18 protein-coding genes are annotated in these 17,934 nt (G+C 63.6%); 9 read left to right on the top strand and 9 right to left on the bottom strand.

Features of this window, described 5'->3' with window-relative positions:
- Nucleotides 1-15: 15 nt before the first annotated feature.
- The 5 genes from tilS to HME9302_RS01870 form a co-directional block, all read right to left on the bottom strand.
- Nucleotides 16-900, bottom strand: coding sequence for a tRNA lysidine(34) synthetase TilS (gene tilS / locus HME9302_RS01890; protein WP_407641304.1), 885 nt, complete (start codon nucleotides 898-900; stop codon nucleotides 16-18).
- Nucleotides 901-1,000: 100 nt separating this feature from the next.
- Nucleotides 1,001-1,942, bottom strand: a complete 942-nt coding sequence (locus HME9302_RS01885; protein WP_230079835.1) for a tetratricopeptide repeat protein — start codon at nucleotides 1,940-1,942, stop codon at nucleotides 1,001-1,003.
- A 232-nt stretch (nucleotides 1,943-2,174) separates the two neighbouring features.
- Nucleotides 2,175-3,116: a helix-turn-helix domain-containing protein gene (locus tag HME9302_RS01880; RefSeq protein WP_230079834.1), complete on the bottom strand. Its 942-nt coding sequence runs from the start codon at nucleotides 3,114-3,116 to the stop codon at nucleotides 2,175-2,177.
- 131 nt (nucleotides 3,117-3,247) lie between these two features.
- Nucleotides 3,248-5,515, bottom strand: a complete 2,268-nt coding sequence (gene ptsP, locus HME9302_RS01875) for a phosphoenolpyruvate--protein phosphotransferase (protein WP_115365601.1) — start codon at nucleotides 5,513-5,515, stop codon at nucleotides 3,248-3,250.
- A 132-nt stretch (nucleotides 5,516-5,647) separates the two neighbouring features.
- Nucleotides 5,648-5,827, bottom strand: a complete 180-nt coding sequence (locus HME9302_RS01870) for a DUF465 domain-containing protein (RefSeq protein WP_115365600.1) — start codon at nucleotides 5,825-5,827, stop codon at nucleotides 5,648-5,650.
- Between the two features lie 229 nt (nucleotides 5,828-6,056).
- Between HME9302_RS01870 and HME9302_RS01865 the strand changes: the two genes are divergently transcribed.
- Entirely contained in the window at nucleotides 6,057-6,254 is a 198-nt protein-coding gene (locus HME9302_RS01865) for a YdcH family protein (RefSeq protein ID WP_115365599.1), read from the top strand.
- Nucleotides 6,255-6,426: 172 nt separating this feature from the next.
- Entirely contained in the window at nucleotides 6,427-6,900 is a 474-nt protein-coding gene (locus HME9302_RS01860) for a DUF1465 family protein (RefSeq protein WP_115365598.1), read from the top strand.
- Between the two features lie 30 nt (nucleotides 6,901-6,930).
- On the opposite strand, the gene HME9302_RS01855 is transcribed toward HME9302_RS01860, so the two are convergent.
- Nucleotides 6,931-8,403 carry a glycerol kinase gene (locus HME9302_RS01855; RefSeq protein ID WP_115365597.1) on the bottom strand — a complete coding sequence of 491 codons (1,473 nt, stop codon included), beginning with the start codon at nucleotides 8,401-8,403 and terminating at the stop codon, nucleotides 6,931-6,933.
- Nucleotides 8,404-8,499: 96 nt separating this feature from the next.
- On the opposite strand from HME9302_RS01855, the gene HME9302_RS01850 reads away from it, so the two are divergent.
- The 5 genes from HME9302_RS01850 (at nucleotide 8,500) to HME9302_RS01830 (ending at nucleotide 13,769) form a co-directional block, all read left to right on the top strand.
- Complete coding sequence (locus HME9302_RS01850; protein ID WP_115365596.1) at nucleotides 8,500-9,384, top strand: MBL fold metallo-hydrolase; 885 nt, start codon at nucleotides 8,500-8,502, stop codon at nucleotides 9,382-9,384.
- Complete coding sequence (locus tag HME9302_RS01845) at nucleotides 9,366-10,064, top strand: DUF4230 domain-containing protein (RefSeq protein ID WP_115365595.1); 699 nt, start codon at nucleotides 9,366-9,368, stop codon at nucleotides 10,062-10,064. The genes HME9302_RS01850 and HME9302_RS01845 overlap by 19 nt, the downstream gene beginning before the upstream one ends.
- Entirely contained in the window at nucleotides 10,061-11,047 is a 987-nt protein-coding gene (gene nadA / locus HME9302_RS01840) for a quinolinate synthase NadA (RefSeq protein WP_115365594.1), read from the top strand. Before HME9302_RS01845 ends, nadA begins: the two co-directional genes overlap by 4 nt.
- A gap of 95 nt (nucleotides 11,048-11,142) precedes the next feature.
- Entirely contained in the window at nucleotides 11,143-12,450 is a 1,308-nt protein-coding gene (locus HME9302_RS01835; protein WP_181815650.1) for a DUF2254 family protein, read from the top strand.
- Nucleotides 12,447-13,769 (top strand): DUF2254 domain-containing protein, encoded by a 1,323-nt coding sequence (locus tag HME9302_RS01830; RefSeq protein ID WP_115365592.1) that lies wholly within the window; start codon nucleotides 12,447-12,449, stop codon nucleotides 13,767-13,769. Before HME9302_RS01835 ends, HME9302_RS01830 begins: the two co-directional genes overlap by 4 nt.
- Here the strand turns inward: HME9302_RS01830 and HME9302_RS01825 are convergent.
- Nucleotides 13,766-14,737, bottom strand: coding sequence for a DMT family transporter (locus HME9302_RS01825; RefSeq protein ID WP_115365591.1), 972 nt, complete (start codon nucleotides 14,735-14,737; stop codon nucleotides 13,766-13,768). The two genes, HME9302_RS01830 and HME9302_RS01825, sit on opposite strands and share 4 nt — an antisense overlap.
- Before the next feature lie 67 nt (nucleotides 14,738-14,804).
- On the opposite strand from HME9302_RS01825, the gene HME9302_RS01820 reads away from it, so the two are divergent.
- A complete protein-coding gene (locus HME9302_RS01820; protein WP_115365590.1) occupies nucleotides 14,805-15,929 on the top strand; it encodes an alkene reductase in 1,125 nt (374 codons plus the stop codon).
- Between the two features lie 57 nt (nucleotides 15,930-15,986).
- Here the strand turns inward: HME9302_RS01820 and HME9302_RS01815 are convergent, their stop codons facing one another.
- On the bottom strand, nucleotides 15,987-16,277 hold the full coding sequence (locus HME9302_RS01815) for a hypothetical protein (protein WP_115365589.1): 291 nt from the start codon (nucleotides 16,275-16,277) through the stop codon (nucleotides 15,987-15,989).
- The gene (lipB, locus tag HME9302_RS01810; RefSeq protein ID WP_115367396.1) at nucleotides 16,274-16,948 is read right to left on the bottom strand and encodes a lipoyl(octanoyl) transferase LipB; all 675 of its coding nucleotides are present in this window, start codon (nucleotides 16,946-16,948) and stop codon (nucleotides 16,274-16,276) included. Before lipB ends, HME9302_RS01815 begins: the two co-directional genes overlap by 4 nt.
- 116 nt (nucleotides 16,949-17,064) lie before the next feature.
- On the opposite strand from lipB, the gene HME9302_RS01805 reads away from it, so the two are divergent.
- Nucleotides 17,065-17,880 (top strand): glycerophosphoryl diester phosphodiesterase membrane domain-containing protein, encoded by an 816-nt coding sequence (locus tag HME9302_RS01805; RefSeq protein ID WP_181815649.1) that lies wholly within the window; start codon nucleotides 17,065-17,067, stop codon nucleotides 17,878-17,880.
- Nucleotides 17,881-17,934 lie beyond the last annotated feature (54 nt).

Raw genomic sequence — 17,934 nt, 5'->3', positions numbered from 1 at the left:
AATCAGGAAAGCGCGTCAGACGCGGCGCTGTGGCTCCGCGCCCATGGTCCAGACCCCGTCCGCCACCTTGATCAATACACCGCCGATATTGCCGCCCTCGCCGCTCTCCAGCCGGTCGAGAAACTGCGCCAGCTCCCCGCCGCGCGGCGTAGCGCGGTCGGCACCGGCGAGATGGGCGACAGCCCTTGCCAGCACCCGCATGCGAACCGCGCGGGGTGCTGCCGGGCGGTAGGATAGCGCGTTTTCGCCTGCAACGACCTGCGCGTCCCATTCCTGCGTCGTGGCCCATTCCAGCGCCTCGTCCGCCTCTCCAAGATGCCGGGCGCTGATTGCCAGTGCAGCCGGATCGAGCCAAGCCGCCTGCCCCAACGCCTCCCGCAGCCGCACCCGGTCATAGGCCGCGTCCCTGTTCGAGGGATCGTGCGCCGTCTCGATCCCCGCACTTTCGCACAGCACGCCGAGCTCGCTCTTGCGCCAGCCAAGCAACGGGCGGACCACGCGCATCGCTCCGACGGGAAGGCCATCTTCGCGCAAGCTTGCCCGGCGGATACCAGCCAGCCCGGCCACCCCGCTTCCGCGGTTGAGGCGCATCAGCAAGGTTTCGGCCTGATCGTCGGCGTGATGCGCAGTGGCGAGGTCGCGCAGGCCCTTTTCAGCCATCCATTGCGCCATAGCGGCATAGCGGGCGCTGCGGGCATTAGCCTGCAAATTGCCGGGCGCGACGTCCACCGCCAGCGTGGCGTGAGGAATGCCCAACGCGGCGCAGAGATCGGCCACGAGCGCACATTCCTGCGCGCTTTCGGGTCGCAATCGGTGATCGACCGAAAGCGCGCTTAGGTTTTGCGGAAACGCTGCAGCTGTAAGCAATAGCAGCGCCATGCTGTCCGGCCCGCCGGACACCGCCGCCGCAAACGGGCGCGCGCCCAGATCGAGCGCGGCACAATCTGCGCGAAACCGTACCAGCGTCCCGTGCGGGATTGCGCCTGTCAGGGGTGCGCTGTCAATTGCAGGTAACCCGCTTGCGCGCCGCCTCGTACTGGCTCTGCAAGCGGCCCGTGGCGAGCGCCGGATATGTGTCGCCAAACTCCGCCAGCGCGATGCAGGCGCGGCTGGTATCGTCCATCGCAATCATCGTTTCGCCAAGGAACAGCAGGCTGTCACCCGAACGCGCGGCGGACTTGTCTGCCTGATAATTGCGCAGGAACCACGGTGCGGCTTCGCCCGGCTTGCCATCGTCGAGATAGGCGCGGCCCAGCAAATTGCGGCCATAGGTCGCGCGCCAGTGGCTGGGGTATTTCTCCACGAACATCGTCAGCTGCTGTTGCGCCTCGGGATAGAATTTCGCTTCCCATAAACGGAAGCCGTAGGAGTATTCATCATCTGCCGGATCGTCGGTCTGCGGTTTGGCAATGGTTTGCACGGCGGCAAGGCGGGTGGCCGACGGGCCAGTTGCCGCAGCCGCCGGAGCGCTGGCTGCCGGGGTGCTGCTCGCGCCGCCGGTCATGGCGGACATATTGTTCTGGGTGGCAGCCGGTGTGCCTGCGCCGACGCCGGTCTCGGCGCCTGCAGCAACGGTGGTGACTTCCAGTGCGGCCAGCCGCGTGTCCAGCAGAGACAGCGCGTTGGTGTTGACTTCGGTCTGCGATGTCAGGCGCTGGATTTGCCCTTCCAAGGCATCCAGCCGCGCCAGGATGTCGGTGACGGCGGTGGTGGAAGCCGCGCCGGTCGTGCGCGTGGCAGCTTCTCCGGGCGTAATTTCGGGTTCGAAGAAACGGCCGTCGCTGCCCGGGAACACCCGGCGTTGCAGCGCGCGAACTTCGGATTCCAGCTTGCGGATGCGCGCGTCGGAATTGTCCTGCGCGGAAACGGGAATGCTGGTCAGTGCCAGTCCGCCCATGGCGAATACCGCCACCAGCCGCGTAAGCGCGCGGCGCGGGTTCATGGTTAATGGCTGCCGGTAAAAACTGACTGGACTTGGGCTGGTCATAAGGCGATCGGCTCCTGAAAAATGCGGTCCGTTAGAACAAGCGACCTTGCTGGCGGGCCTGCTCCGAACGGACAATGAACGGCGTTATCGCGATTCTGGCGAATCGCGGGCCTGCTGTCGAGGGTCTTGCCGCGAGTTTACGCAGGAATACGCAGTGGCGCGCACGCCAGATTGCTGTGCCGGATGCTCAGCCTGCTGCCGGCTGAGCATCCGCAGCGACAGGCTCGGCTTCCAGTTCGGGCTCCGGTGCATCGCGCGCCAGTAAAGCCTCCGCGGTAACCGGAATATCCTTCATGATCTGGTCTTCCTGCGCCAGCTTGGGCACCGAACGGCCGCCGATAGTGATCGACAGCGCATCCGGCCGGCCGGTCCATACCTGCGGACCAGCGGCTTCGGCAGGCACCGTGTAGGTTTCGCCCTTGGCCATCTGTTTCTGCATCAGCTGGCTGCCGGACCCGTCGTAGAACTTGACCCAGATACCCTCCTCCAGTGCGGTGAAGACCACCGCGCCATCGGGGTCGACGACTTCATCACCGCCGCGCGCATCGCGCAGGGCATCGCTGCTGGCGGCGGCGCGTTCCGCCGCATCCTCCGCCTGTTGCTGCGCAACCAGCGACCCCGGACCGGAGCCGGGTGCTAGGTAGGTGCGATAGAAGGCAAATCCGCCCGCCACCAGCAACACAATCGCAAAGATGCTGAACCACATGAGCCCGCGCGAGGGGACGCGTGCCGGATCGCCGGGTTCGAAATTGTTGGCGCGCATGGCGGCACCGGCTTCGCTGTCGGCCAGTTCGGCGCGCACCGCATCACCGATTTCCCGTTCGTCCAGCCCCAGATGCCGGGCATAGGTGCGCGAAAATCCCAGTGCGTAAGTGCGCGAAGGCAGTGCGGCAAAATCGCCGGCTTCGATCGATTCCAGCTGGTGAAGCGGAATGCGGGTCTTGGCGGTGACCTGGTCGAGATCGAGGCCCTTGGCCTCCCGCGCTTCGCGCAGGCGCGTACCGGGCCCCTTGTCGAGCAGCGGTTGCTCCTCGGCAATCACGTCTTCGCCGCTGGCATTCATTTCGTTCCCAGCCTCGTCATCGGCCGTGCCGAGCGTATCCGGGTCCTGGTTGTCGTCGTTTTGCATATGCTATGCGAACCCCTATCCGTCAGCCCGTCTGAAACAGCAGCCGCGCGCCTCCTGTCAAGCAGCATCGGTTTTCCGCCATGCTGCAGGAGACGAAGCGCGCCTGACGAACGACAGCGCGAGACGGGTTTTCAATCCACGTCGATATCGCGGGCCGCAGCCCATGCCGACAGCGCAACCCGGATATCGGAGGGCGGACGGGCGAGCCAGCCGGTCATCGCCTCGGTCAGTTCGGCAAGGTCGATCTGCCGGACCAGTTCCTTGATCGGGCCGATCGCAGCTGGCGTAATGCTAAGGCGCCGATAGCCCAGACCCAGTAGCGCGAGCGCCTCCAGTCGCCGCCCGCCCATCTCGCCGCACACGCCGATATCCACCTGGCTGCCGATGGTGGCCTGGTGAATGCGCCGCAGCGGCCGCAGGATCGCGGGGCTGAGCCAGTCGTACCGCTCGGCCAGCTTCGGGTTCGCGCGGTCCGCCGCGAACAGGAACTGCGTCAGATCGTTCGTGCCGACCGACAGGAATTCCAGCTTCGGGATCAGCAGGTCGAGCACTTCGACAATCGACGGCACTTCCAGCATCGCGCCATACCGGACCGCGGACGGCATCGGCTTGCCCCGCCCCGTCAGGAAGGCGCGCTGATCCTCGAACACGGTTTTGGCAGCATCGAATTCCCACGGTTCCGACACCATCGGGAACATCACGTTAAGCTCGCGCCCGGCGGCCGCTTCGAACAGGGCCCGCGCCTGCGATTTGAGCAACGCCTCCCGCTCCAGCGCAAGGCGCAGGGCGCGCCAGCCCATCGCCGGGTTTTCGTCATCCTGTGCCAGCGAGGTGCGTAAATACGGCACCGCCTTGTCCCCGCCGATATCCACCGTGCGGAAGATAACCGGCTTGCCGCGCGCGGAATCCAGCACGTCACGATAGAGCCGCATCTGCCGTTCGCGCGCAGGCAGCGTAGCCGAAACCAGGAACTGGAATTCGGTGCGGAACAGTCCGACGCCGTCCGCCCCGACCAGCTTGAGCGCGGCAATATCGTCCCGCAGCCCGGCATTCATCAGGATGTGGATGCGTGTGCCGCAACGGGTGAAGGGTTCGACATCGCGCAGATCGGCATAGGCCGCCTGTTTCTCGCGCCTTTTCGCAAACCGGGAATCGAACACATCGCCCATTGCCGCGGTCGGGCGAAACGTGACGCGCGATTCGCTGGCATCGAGCAGTATCTCGTCACCTTCGCGCACCCGGGACATCACGCCGCGCACGCGGCCCAGCACGGGAATGTTCATCGCCCGCGCCACAATCACGACATGGGCGGTGAGCGAGCCTTCTTCCAGCACCACGCCCTTCAGCCGCCGCCGGTCATATTCCAGCAGCTCCGCCGGGCCCAGATTGCGGGCGATCAGGATGGTATCGTAACGCAGGCCCTGAGTGGCGGCCGTGCCGAGCTGGCCCGATACTATGCGGAGCAGGCGGTTCGCCAGATCTTCCAGATCGTGCATCCGTTCGGCGAGCAGCGGGTCCTCAATCTCCCGCATCCTGAGGCGCGTGTGCTGCTGCACCCGCTCGATTGCGGCTTCTGCCGTGAGGCCGGTGTCGATCGCCTCATTGATGCGGCGCGACCAGCCTTCGTCATAGGCGAACATCTTGTAGGTTTCGAGCACCGCCTCCTGCTCCCCGCCAATGCCGAATTCGCTCTGGCTGGTGAGGCTGTCGATCTGTTCGCGCATCCGCCCGAATGCGCGGTAGACGCGGTCCCGTTCGACTTCCACGTCGTCCGCCATGACCTGATGGATGGTCACGCGCGGCTGGTGGAATACGGCCCGCCCGCTGGCCAGCCCTTTGACGAGCGGCAACCCCTCCACCACTTCGGCATCGCGGGTGGCGACGGATTGGTCGAAATCTTCCTCGTCAACCAGTTCGGCATGGGCAATCAGTTCGGACAGGACCATGGCGGTGGTCTGCAGCGCCTCGATCTCGACCACATCGTATTTACGCGGATCGACATGCTGGACGCAGAGCACGCCCACCGCACGCTCGCGGTAGACGATCGGGACACCGGCGAAAGAGTGGAACTTCTCCTCCCCGGTTTCGGGGCGATACTGGAAGTCCGGATGCGACTTCGCCTCGTCAAGGTTCAGGATTTCGTTCGTTTGCGCGATCACGCCGGTCAGGCCTTCACCCACCGCCATCCGGGTGACGTGGACCGCACTGGTATTCAGACCGCGCGTGGCGAACAATTCCAGCATTCCCTGCCGGAGCAGGTAGATCGAACATACCTCGCTATCCAGCGCTTCCCCGATCACATCCACAACCCGGTCGAGCTTGCCCTGCGGATGGATGCGCGATGCCATCACATCGTGAAGCTGGGTGAGGATCGACCGGGCTGATGCGACTGCGGACATGGCGAGGGGTTACATCATCGCACGGCGGTTGCCAAAGCGACTTATGTTTGACTGGTCAGAGGTTTGCTATGGTGCGCAGACGCAATGCGGGCCGGATCAGACCCGCACTGCACCGCGAAACAGCACGAAAGTTCAGCCGGTGGACAATTGCTGTTTGATCTTCAGCTTCTGCTTCTTGATCTCACGCATCATGGCTTCGTCCGGGGCAGGCCTGCTCAATTCGCGCGCCAGTTTCGTTTCGAGGCCGGCGTGCCTGGAACGCAGCGTTTCTGAATGAGCGTTGGAGTAAGCATTGCCTTGGGACGATACCATGGGTCTCTCCTGATTTTTGGGCCACGCAATTTACGGGGCCGCTGGAACGACTCGGGTCCGGTGCGAACCGGCCGCTCTTCATCAATGCACCACAATTCGGTTTGCTCCGAAAGGGCTGACGAATAGTGTATCGACGGCTAAGGGCTGGCATACGTTAAACCGAATATTTGGCGGGGTTTCGCCCCGAAGCCGGAACCACACCGCATATAGCAGCAAGGATGCCAAGGCCGTGACCGAACCGGAACTGCGCAAGCTGCTCGCCGCATTGATGACCGAACACCGCGACCTGGATGCTGCGATCAACGCGCTGACGCAAAGTGGATCGACCGACCAGTTGCAGATCGCCCGGCTTAAGAAACGCAAGCTGGCACTGCGCGACCAGATAGCGTTTGTCGAAGACGAACTGGTGCCCGATATCATCGCCTGACAACGCTTTTTTCGCGGCCCTCCGGCAGGTCGGCAGGGGCCACACGCGTAAATATCCTCAACCCTATGCGCGGGGCTCACGCCTGTACCGTAATGGTACGCGAGACAGGCTGTGCACGACACGCGATGTGCAGGTCTGGACGCGTGCCCTCACGTGCGGCTACCGAACATCCATGGCAAATCCTGCGAACATCAGCGGTTCGATCATAGAAACCCTTTATTGCGAGGCGCTTGTGCTCGCTGACGAGGTGCGCACGACCTTCGATCTTCAGCCCATAGAAAGCGCTGGACCGTGCGGCGATCCGCTGCGTGCGGCGCTGTCGGAAGAGGGGCTGCGGACCACCACACGGATGATGCATGTACTAGCCTGGCTGCTCAATCACCGGGCCTATTTCGCAGGCGAGATGACCGAGGCGCAATTGCAGCGTCACGGCAAATTGCCGCATGACCGGATGTCGGACGCAGCCAATCTGGCGCGCTTCGACAAATCCATTCAGCGTTTGATCGAAGACACGCACCGCCTGCACGCCCGGGCGATGCGGATCGACGAGGGCTGGCGGCGCGAGTTCTCCCTGCATACGGCGGAAATTCACCAATTGCGGGAGCGATTGGGCAGAGCCCTTGCGAATGCGCGCCAATCGGGCTGAAGTTCTGGCTTGTGGGGCGCACTGCCAGGATCAGGCCGCGCCCAGCGCCTTGTGATACCGTGCCAGCCGCTCCTCGCGCACCGCGGCGGTCATATCCGGATCGAAGCGAGTAACCTTCCCCCGCATCGCGTCGGCGGCTGTAGCAAGATCGTCAAATAGCCCCGCACCCACTGCCGCCAGCATCGCCGCGCCCAGCGCGGTCGTTTCGACATCTGCGGGCCGTTCGACGGGCACACCCAGCACATCGGCAATATCCTGCGCCATCCAGTCGTTCGCGCTCATCCCGCCATCGATTTTAAGGATCTCCCACGACGCACCGTCAGCGGCGAAGGCAGCCGCAAGATCGTAGGTCTGGTGCGCCATGGACTCCAGCGCGGCACGGGCGATCTCAGCCTTGCCGCTGGCGAAGCTCAATCCCGCGATCACCCCGCGCGCATCGCTGCGCCAATGCGGCGCGCCCAGCCCTGCCAGTGCCGGCACGATCGTCACCCCGCCGCTATCGTCGACGGAGCGGGCCAGCGCTTCCGTTTCCGCCGACTTGTCAATCAGGCCCAGCGTATCGCGCAACCATTGCACAAGGCTGCCCGCGACAAACATCGACCCTTCCAGGGCATAGGTCCGCGTGCCGTCCTGCTGCATCAGCACCGTGCCGAGCAGGCGGTGATCCGACCGTGGAACCTCGCTGCCCATATTGGTCAGCACGAACGCGCCGGTACCGTAAGTCGACTTGCTTTCGCCCGGCGTCAGGCAGGCTTGCCCGATCGTGGCGGCTTGCTGGTCGCCCGCGAGGCCGGTGATGGGTATTTTCCTGCCCGTAATCTCCGCACCGCTCGTCGCCAGCGCGCCGTGATTGTCAGTCACTTGCGGGAGGGTACCGTGCGGCACACCGAATAGGTCGCATAGCCCATTATCGAAGCCCGCGCCGGCAAGCGGTAGCAGCAGGGTACGGCTGGCATTGCTTGCATCGGTAATATGCGCGCCGCCCTGGATACCTCCTGAAAGCTTGAAAACAAGCCAGCTTTCCACCGTGCCGAATGCCAGCGTCCCGGTATCCGCCGCACTGCGCACGGCGGGTTCGTTGTCCAGCATCCAACGCATTTTGGTGGCCGAGAAATAGGGATCGAGCAGAAGGCCGGTCTGCGCTTGCACCTCGGCCTCGTGGCCCGCCGCTTTCAGCTCTTCGCACAATGCCGCCGTACGCCGGTCCTGCCACACAATCGCGCGGGCGAGTGGTTTGCCGGTGCCGGTATCCCACGCCACCACGGTTTCGCGCTGGTTGGTGATACCGATCGCGGCGATTTCGGCATTGTCGGCTGCCACCTCCCGCAAGCATTCCAGTGTCAGCGCCCAGATCTCCGCCGCATCGTGTTCGACCCAGCCGGGCCGGGGATAATGCTGTGTGATCGGGCGGCTGGCGGATTTGCGGACTGTGCCATCAAGCGCGAACAGCATGGCGCGAGTGGACGTGGTTCCGGCGTCGAGAACGAGGATGGTTTCGGTCATGGTAATTGTCTGGCGAAGAGCGGCGGCGCCCGCAAGGCTGTCTGCCAAGCACCGCACCGCTCGACAAGCTTCGCGATGCTCCCCATATGACAGGCGATGAACGCACCGGAGAAACCCTGGCCGACAGGCACCAGCGAAATGCTGGAACCGCTGGTGCGCCGGGTGCTGGCGCCCAACCCCTCGCCGTACACCTATACCGGCACGCAGACCTATATAGTTGGGGCGGGTGCGAGTGTGGCGGTGATTGATCCCGGACCCGCCGATACCCGCCATATCGAGGCGCTGATGCTGGCGCTGGGTGACAGCCGGATCGAGGCGATCATGTGCACCCATACGCACCGCGACCACTCGCCCGCCGCAAAGCCGCTGGCCGAACGGACCGGCGCGCCCGTGATCGGCTGCGCTCCGCTCGTGATCGAGGATGATAAACCCGATGGCAGGAGGCGCGCCGACGCGCCGTTCGACCGAACCTACGCGCCCGACACCGTGCTGGCCGATGGCGAAAGCGTGACGGGCCCGGATTTCACTATCACCGCAGTCGCCACGCCGGGTCACACGTCCAACCATTTGTGTTTCGCGCTGGAGCAATCGGGCGCGCTGTTTACCGGCGATCACGTGATGGGCTGGTCCACCAGCGTAATCGTGCCGCCCGATGGCGATATGTCGGATTACATGGCCAGCTTGCAGAAACTGCAGGACCGTGCCGACACAGTCTATTACCCGGCCCATGGTCCGCAAGTGGACAAGCCGCAGCAGCTGGTGCGCGGTATGATGGGCCACCGCCGCCAGCGCGAGCGCCAGATCTTGCGCCTGATCGAAGCTGAACCACAGGCAATCCCGGCGATGGTGCCGCAAATGTACAAGGGCCTCGACCCGCGACTGACCGGAGCTGCGGAAATGAGCGTCGAGGCGCATCTTATCGATCTGGAACAGCGCGGCGTTGTCAGCCGTTCGGGGGGCATATGGCAAACGATACCCTGACCCGCGACGATCCGGCCGCTACGCATTCGATACCCGAACCGGCGCAGGAAAAGCCGCTCGCCCGTGTGCAGGGCGTGCCGTGGCTGATCGTGATCGTATTGCTTGCGGCTGTCGCATGGCTCGGCTGGCGAGCGTTCTTCTACGAGGAAGAAGGCGATCCGGTCGGCAGCGCAATGCTGGCATTCGAGAAACAGAACTCGCTGATCGTGTTCTCGTCCCGCTTCGAAGTCGTGGCGGAAAGCACCAACACCACCTCGCTTGCCGGGTTCGACTTAATGAAATCGCGGCAGGCCAGCATCATCCCCGCGACCGTCGAATACCGCGTCAACCTCGCCAGTGTCGGACGCGACCGGATCGCCTGGGACGAGGCGACCGAGACGCTGGACGTCACCATTCCGCAGCTGAAAATTTCGCGCCCCAACCTCGACGAGGGCGCGGCGCGGGTGTTCACCGAAGGCACTTATGTCAGCCGCAACGCAGCGCAGAGTTTAAGCCAGTCCAATTCGCGCCAGGCCGAACGCCGCGCGGTGGAATTCGCCAAGAACCCGGAAGTCCTTGCTTTGGCCCGCACGGCGGCGAAGGACGCTATCCGGCAGAATCTCGCCATCCCCATGCAGGTCGCGGGCTATGGTGATGTGAAGGTCAATGTCCGTTTCGACGGTGAGGAGAAGACACGATGAGCGCCGAAACGAAGCCGCGCGCAGGCACCGACCTGCTGGATGAGATCAACCGCCTCCGCAAGGAGAAGAACGCGATCATCCTGGCGCATTACTACCAGACGGCGGACATCCAGGACCTTGCCGATTTTGTAGGCGATTCGCTTCAGCTAAGCCAGATGGCGGCGGAAACCGACGCCGATGTGATCGTATTCTGCGGCGTTAAGTTCATGGCCGATACGGCCAAGATTCTTTCCCCCGACAAGATCGTGGTGTTGCCCGACATGGACGCGGGCTGTTCGCTTGAAGACAGCTGCCCGCCAGACAAGTTCCGGGCGTTCCGCGAAAAGCACCCCGACCACATTGCGCTGACCTACATCAATTGCTCGACCGAAGTGAAGGCGCTGTCGGACGTAATCGTCACCAGTTCCAGCGCGGAAACCATCCTGCAGCAAATTCCCAAGGACCAGAAGATCATCTTCGGTCCCGACCGGCATCTGGGCGGCTATCTCAGCCGCAAGTTCGACCGCGAGATGCTGCTATGGCCGGGCGTCTGCATCGTGCACGAGGCGTTTTCGGAAACCGAGCTGCTCAAGCTGAAGCAGCAGCATCCCGACGCGCCGGTCGCAGCGCATCCCGAATGCCCGCCGACCATCCTCGATCACGCGGATTACGTCGGTAGCACCAGCGGCATCCTGCAATTTGCCGAGACTTTCACCGGCGATACGCTGATCGTGGCGACCGAGCCGCATATCATTCACCAGATGGAAAAGGCGCTGCCGGACAAGACTTTCATCGGCGCGCCGGGCGCAGACGGCAATTGCGCCTGCAATATCTGCCCGTACATGGCGCTTAACACGATGGAGAAGCTTTACACCTGCCTGCGCGACCTGGAACCGCGCATCGAGATCGAGGAGGGCCTGCGCCTGCGCGCCAAGAAAAGCCTCGACGCGATGCTGGAAATGGCCGCCGGCACCATTGGCCAGGGCGATCTGGGCAAGGTTTGATTTTACGCATATGACGCGGCTTATGGCCCTTGCGGCACCGGCACGGGGTTCGTGCGTTTTAGCTCGTATTCGAGATAGCAGGAACACGGGGCAAGTTGGCTCAGAACACACCGCTTAACGGGCTGAATGCGTGGCTCAAACACCGGCTGGTAGCCAATTACTGGTCCCTGCCATTGGTCGCGGTTGTGGCTGCGCCTTTGGTCGCGGCTATTGCGCTGTGGATGGACCAGTCCTTTGCTGCCGCCTGGCTGGACCAGCGGGGGTGGAGCCCTGTCGCGACAGCCGATACGGCGCAGGAAATTGCCGGAATTTCGGTCGGTATTTCGGCTGCTTTCATTTCGCTCTATTTCTCGATCACGCTGATCGTCCTGACTCTGGCAACGGGCAATCTCGGGGTCAGACTGATCGACCGCTGGCTGGATAAGGGGCTGGTGCGGTTGTCGATGTCGGGCCTTGCTTTCAGCCTCGTCTATTCGCTGGTGGTGCTCGCCCGCATCGATGGCGATGCGGCACTGGCCGATACGCCGTTGCTTGCGCTGTCGGGCATCATCCTCGTGCAGATCGTCAACGTCGCCATGCTAGGCGCGGCGCTGCACGATCTGGGGCGGACGATGTTCGTGGACCGCTCCATCGCGCATATCGGTAAGGAAGCGGGTTCGATCGCGCTGCCGATAGTGGGACGCGATGCGTTCACCGGCGAATTCGGGTTCACCCTGACCGCACCGCGCGAAGGGTATGTCGAGGGGATCGATCTCGACCGGATCCGCCACTTGCTGGGCGATGACGGAATGCACGTGCGGTTTTGTGCGCCGCCTGGCGAGCATGTGCTCGAAGGCGAGACGCTTGCCATGTTCGAGCGCGAGCCGAAGAATGTCGCAAAGATACAGCGGGCTATCGCCATCGGCGATTACCGGTCCAGCGCGCAGTCAACTGTCTTCCAAGTGCGCCTGCTTGTGGAAGTCGCGACCCGCGCGATGTCGCCCGGTATCAACGATTTCTACACCGCGCTCGCCTGTGTGGACCGAATTACCTGCGCCATGGCGGGCCAAAGCGAAAGCTGGGTCGATGACAGCGCGATGCCTGCCTACGCTACGCACCACAGGTTCGAAGTACCGGAACAGGATTTCAAGGGGCTGTTCGATCATCCGCTGGACGCGTTGCGCCAGTCGGCCGCAGGCTATCCCGCCGTCACGATCCGTATGATCGAAAAGGTGGATCGCCTGCTCGTCAGGCTGGACGCGCATGACCGCCCGGTCCAGCTTTCTGCCTACTTGCGCAGAAAAATGCGCGAATTGGCAGAACACGCCACGGCGCGGGCCGAGTTCCCGCGCGATGCCGACGATATCCGCGCCGCATTTGCGCGGCTTGACGATCACCACCCTCATCTGGAAGCTGCCGCATGATCAACCGCATCCGTAGTGCGTTTCAGGCTATCAATGCCAGCTACTGGTTCTTTCCTGCGTTGTTCGCCGTGCTCGCAGTAGCGCTGGCGCTGATAACAATCGAACTCGATCGCAATGGCTGGGCGTCGATGCTGGACGAAATCCCGTGGCTGGAGCGCGCTCGTCCCGACGGGGCCAGCAACATGCTGACGGTGATCGCAGGCTCCATGATCGGGGTTGCTTCCACCGTCTTTTCCATCACGATTGCGGCCGTGGCCTATGCCAGCGGCAATTACGGCCCGCGCCTGCTGACCAATTTCATGGAAAACCGCGGCAACCAGTTGAGCCTGGCCACGTTCATCGGCACGTTCGTTTACGCCATTACAGTACTGCGCGTCGTGCGGGCAGAGGACGAGGCGACCCTGTTTGCCGTGGAAAGCGATTCTCTGCCCGGTTTCGTGCCGCAATTGTCGCTGCTGGTGGCGTATGTCCTGATGGCCATTTCCATCATGGTCCTGGTCTATTTCCTCAATCATATTCCGGCCTCGATTCGCATCAATTCCGTGCTGGAGGGGATCGGAGACCGCCTGATCCGCGATATTAAGACCAATTACGACCGCCCTTCGCACGGGCATGTGGAAATGCGCGAGCCAAGTGGACGTGCGGTGGCAGCGACGGAAACGGGTTACATCCAGTTCATCGATTACGAGGCGCTGGAAAGCATCGCACAGGATGCGGGCGGCCATCTCAGCCTGAATGTCAGGCCGGGCGACTTCGTGCACCCCAAGGTCCCCATGGCGATGTGGGACGACGAGGATGATCTAGACGATCTGCACGATCAGGATGTGCGAGCAGCCTTCACCCTTGGCGGGATGCGCACCCCTGCGCAGGATCTGCATTTCCTGCTCGACGAACTGGTAGAAATCGGTCTGCGCGCATTAAGTCCTGGTATCAACGACCCCTTCACCGCAATCACGGCGATCCATTGGCTGGGCGCGGCAACGGCCGAGCTCGGACGGCGGGATCTTACCCGCAGCTTCGGCGGGGCGGACGATGCCAGCGACGACCGCTTGGTGCTGTCCAACGACGATTTCGCGCATTACGTTCGCCGCGGCTTTGGCGCGATGCGACCGGGTACGGCGACCAGTCCGGCGGCGGCCTTGGTGACGTTCGACACGATCATCGCGGCCTCCTCCACGCTGAACGACGAAACGCGCCACGCGGTACTGGTGCGCGAAGGCGACCAGTTGATGCGGCAGGCGGAAACGCATCTGAAAGGCCCCGATCTGGAAGTGGTTGAGGCCCGCTATCAGAAGTTCAAAATCACGATGGCCGATTAGGGGCGCGGTGGCAGGGCGGATTTGCGTTCGGTCCCCTTGGCCAATACCAGCGCACCGCCCAGCAAGACCATGCCCACGATGTCGACTACGCTCAGCCCTTCGCCGAACACGCCATATCCATAAAGCGCCGCGACAGCCGGCTGGGTCAGCAGCGCCAGCCCGATGACGAGCGGCGGGAAATGCCGCATGGCGAACACCAGCAGACCCTGTCCAATCAGCTGGCTCAGCACGAATAATGCGACGAGCGGAGTCCATGCCTCCAACGTATTGCCCGGCCACACTGGCTCGCCAGCGATCAGGGCCACCGTCAGCAGCACCGGCGAACCGAAAATGCACACCCATACCAGCAGGCTCCACCCGCCAATGCTGGCGCGCGCGTCCTGCAAAGTCACAAGATAGACGGCATAGAGCAGCCCCGCTGTCAGACAGAACAGATCGCCCACCAGCGTATCGGTCGAAATTTCTGCCGATCGGCCCATCAGGATGCCCGCCCCGGCCAGCGCGCAACCAATCGCCAGCCACTCGCCGCCGCGCGGCAGGCTGCGGGCGAGGATGAAGCCCCAAAACAGCAACACGATGCTGCCTGCATTGCCGAACAACGTGGCGTTGCCCAGCCTGGTGCGCTCGATCCCGATGTGCCAGCTCGCCAGATCGAGCGCAAAGGCCACGCTACCCAATGCCACCAGTGCCAGTGTGCGGCGCGGGATTCCGCTCAGCTTTTGCCCCGATGCGCGGGCGATCAACGCCAGGAACGGCAGGGCCAGGAACAATCGCCAGAACCCTGCCGAAACCGGGCCGCTTTCCGCCAACCGGACCGACCATGGCCCCAGCGCCAGCGCGATGTTCCCGCCCAGCAAGGCGGCCAGCAGCAGCCAGCCGCGAAGCTTTGGTTGTGACGTGGAAGGCCCTTCATTCTTGGCAGAGGTGATTGCATTGCCCACATACCGGCCATAACCGCCGTAAAACATTTGCCAATCGCTGTGCGCGTATTTTCCGTAAGAATCGCGCTGCCCCCATTATCGGAGCCTACCCCCTATGCACGACATTCTGTTCAAGCCAGTCACCGCTGGTGCGCTCGAGGCGAAGAACCGTATCTGGATGGCTCCGCTGACGCGCGGCCGCGCAACCATGCCGGGCTTCGTCCCGAACGCAATGAACGCGAAGTATTACCGCCAGCGCGCCAATGCCGGAGTTATCATCAGCGAGGCGACCGGTATCTCCGTGGAAGGGCTCGGCTGGCCGTCCGCGCCGGGTATCTGGAGCGACGAACAGGTCGAAGGCTGGAAGCCGGTCGTCGACGCGGTGCATGATGAAGGCGGGCTGATTGTCCTGCAGATGTGGCATATGGGGCGGCTGGTGCATCCGGATTTTCTGGGCGGCGAGGCGCCGGTTTCCGCCAGCGCCACTACCGCGGCGGGCCATGCCCACACGCCCGATGGCCGCAAGGATTACGAAGCTGCGCGCGAATTGACCGTGGAAGAGGTCGCCCGCGTGGTTGAGGATTACCGCCATGCCGCCGAAAACGCCAAGAAGGCAGGGTTCGACGGGGTGCAGCTGCACGGCGCGAATGGCTATCTGATCGACCAGTTCCTGCGCGAGACGACCAATCAGCGGACCGATGAATATGGTGGCAGCGTGGAAAACCGCACCCGCTTCCTGCGCGAAGTGCTGACCGCGCTGGTTGATGTCTGGGGCGCGGACCGCGTCGGCGTGCGCTTCTCCCCCAATGGCGAAACGCAAGGGTGCGACGATAGCAATCCGGCGGCCATCTTCGGCGCGGCAGCGGACGTGGCGCAGGACCTTGGCATCGCGTTCGTGGAACTGCGCGAACCCGGACCCGACGGCACGTTCGGCCAGACCGACGTGCCCAAACAGCACGATGTCATTCGGGAGAAATACACCGGCACGCTGGTGCTCAACAGCGACTATACCGCCGAAGAAGCGGTGCGCGATGTCAGCGCGGGCACATGCGATGCGGTGGCGTTCGGGCGGCCCTATATCTCCAATCCCGATCTCGCCGCGCGCATCGAAGCGGGCGCGGACTGGGCACCCAATGTCAATGTTCCGCAAAGCTGGTATCTGCCCGGCCCAGCCGGTTATATCGATTACCCCACGATGGACGAAGAGGACACGGCTTCGGTGGGAGTTGCCGCCGAATAAAGCTTGCTAAGTGGCAATTGCGAGGAACTGCCGGTAGCGATACGCGGCGCGCGAAATTTACTCGCCGCCGCTATCGTCTTCGGCAGGCTCCTCGTCCTCGGCAGCTTCCGCGTCGTCGGATGATTCCCGGGTATCGACCTCGTCCGCCGGCGGCAAATTGCCGAGCGGGATCATCGCGTCGCTGATCGTTCCGCCTTCGACCTGTCCCTGCGCACCAGCAGCTTCAGCTGCGGGCGGCGGCGCAGTTTCGTCCGGCTCGTCACCGCAGCCTGCGAGCAGCAGCGCAGCAGCAGCCGCCGAAACGGGTCCGGCGCGCATTCCAGCGCGCATTCCAGCAGGGCGGTTCATGTCGGGCAGTGCCCATCGATACGGTCGAGAAAAGTGTCCATCCCGGCGAGCAATGCCTCATCCCACGCCTCCGGCGCAAGCGTCATGCCGAGCCGTTCCAGGCTGGTCACGCCGAACTGATCGATTCCGCACGGTACGATGCCGGTAAAATGGTCGAGGTCGGGCGCAAGGTTGACCGAGAAACCGTGCATCGTCACCCATTTGCGCACCCGCACGCCGATCGCGCCGATCTTGGCTTCGGTCCCGTCGATGTCGCGCGTCCAGATCCCGATCCGGCCCTCGGCGCGCCAGCTTTCGACGCCGAGTTCGCCCAGCGTATCGATCACCCAGCCTTCCAGCGAATGGACGAAGCGGCGCACATCGCGACCACGCACAGCAAGGTTGGCCAGCACATAGCCGATCCGCTGCCCTGGCCCGTGATAAGTGTAGCGCCCGCCGCGCCCCGCCTCGACCACTTCGAAGCGCGGATCGAGCATCTCGTCCGCCGCCGCGCTGGTCCCGGCGGTGTAGACGGGCGGGTGTTCCAACAGCCAGACAAGCTCGCGCGCATCCCCCGCCGCTATTGCGCGGTTGCGCTCGTCCATCGCCGCCAGCGCCTCGCGATAGGGCACGCGGACCTGCTCCCGCAGCACTTCGGGCGCGGGGTGCCGCTGCGTGTCCGTGCGCGGCATCCGGGGATCGTTGGCGGGCGATTGCGTCATGACGATTGCCTGCCCCGCCCCGCTGCGCTTATCAAGGGGCACGACAACCTTCGGACGGCACTACGGGAAACGATACGATGTTCAGCATGGAAAAAACCTGGAGCCGCGCGCTGGAGCTGGTGGGCGCGAATTTCGGTACGCTGGCGACCATTGCCGGGCTGTTTCTGTTCATCCCCTCGCTCGCCTCCGTCGTGTTCCTGCCCGGCATGGCCGAGCTGATGGCCATGGAACCGGGCATGACGCCCGAACAGATTACCAAGGCGATGGAGGGCAAAGTCGGTCCGCTTCTCGCAACAGGCGCCGTGATGCTGGTCATCCAGCTATTCGCCTATTCCGCCATGACGCGCCTGATGGGCGGCGGCAGGCCGACGGTGAAGGACGCGCTGCTGGCGGGCGTTGCTGCAACACTTCCGATGGTCGGCGTGCTCATCCTGTTCGTGATCGCCGTGTTCTCCGTCATCATGGTCCTGTCGCTGATTGCCGCGGCACTGGGCGCTGGCGCAGCAGCGGGCTTTCTCGCCTCGGTCGTGATGCTTGCCGTGATGGTCTGGCTGGCTGCCAGACTGTTCGTGACGATGCCGGTGATGGTGCTGGAAAACCGGCTCAATCCGGTCGCCGCGATCCGCCGGTCGTGGCGCCTGACAAAGCCGAAACAGGGCCGCATCGCCGCGTTCCTGTTCATGCTGGCCGCGGCCTATATCGTTATCTCCATCGTGCTGTTGATGGTGGTTGGGCTGATGGCCGCGATTGCGGGTGATGCGATATTCTTGGTCGCGGCGATCCAGGGCTTGCTGGGCGCGCTGATCGGGATGGTAGTCTGCGGGCTTGGCGTGGCAGCGCATGAGCAGCTGACCGGCGGCACCTCGCGGCCGGCCGATACTTCGGCGGACGTTTTCGGCTAAGACGGTTGGCTAAAGCGTTTGGCTTAGGTGGCGCAGCTGCCGCTGCCCAACGAA

The organism is Alteripontixanthobacter maritimus (genome assembly GCF_003340475.1).
Taxonomy (GTDB): domain Bacteria; phylum Pseudomonadota; class Alphaproteobacteria; order Sphingomonadales; family Sphingomonadaceae; genus Alteripontixanthobacter; species Alteripontixanthobacter maritimus.
The sequence above is the reverse complement of the archived record's forward strand: the minus strand, read 5'-3'. Positions and strand labels throughout refer to the sequence as shown.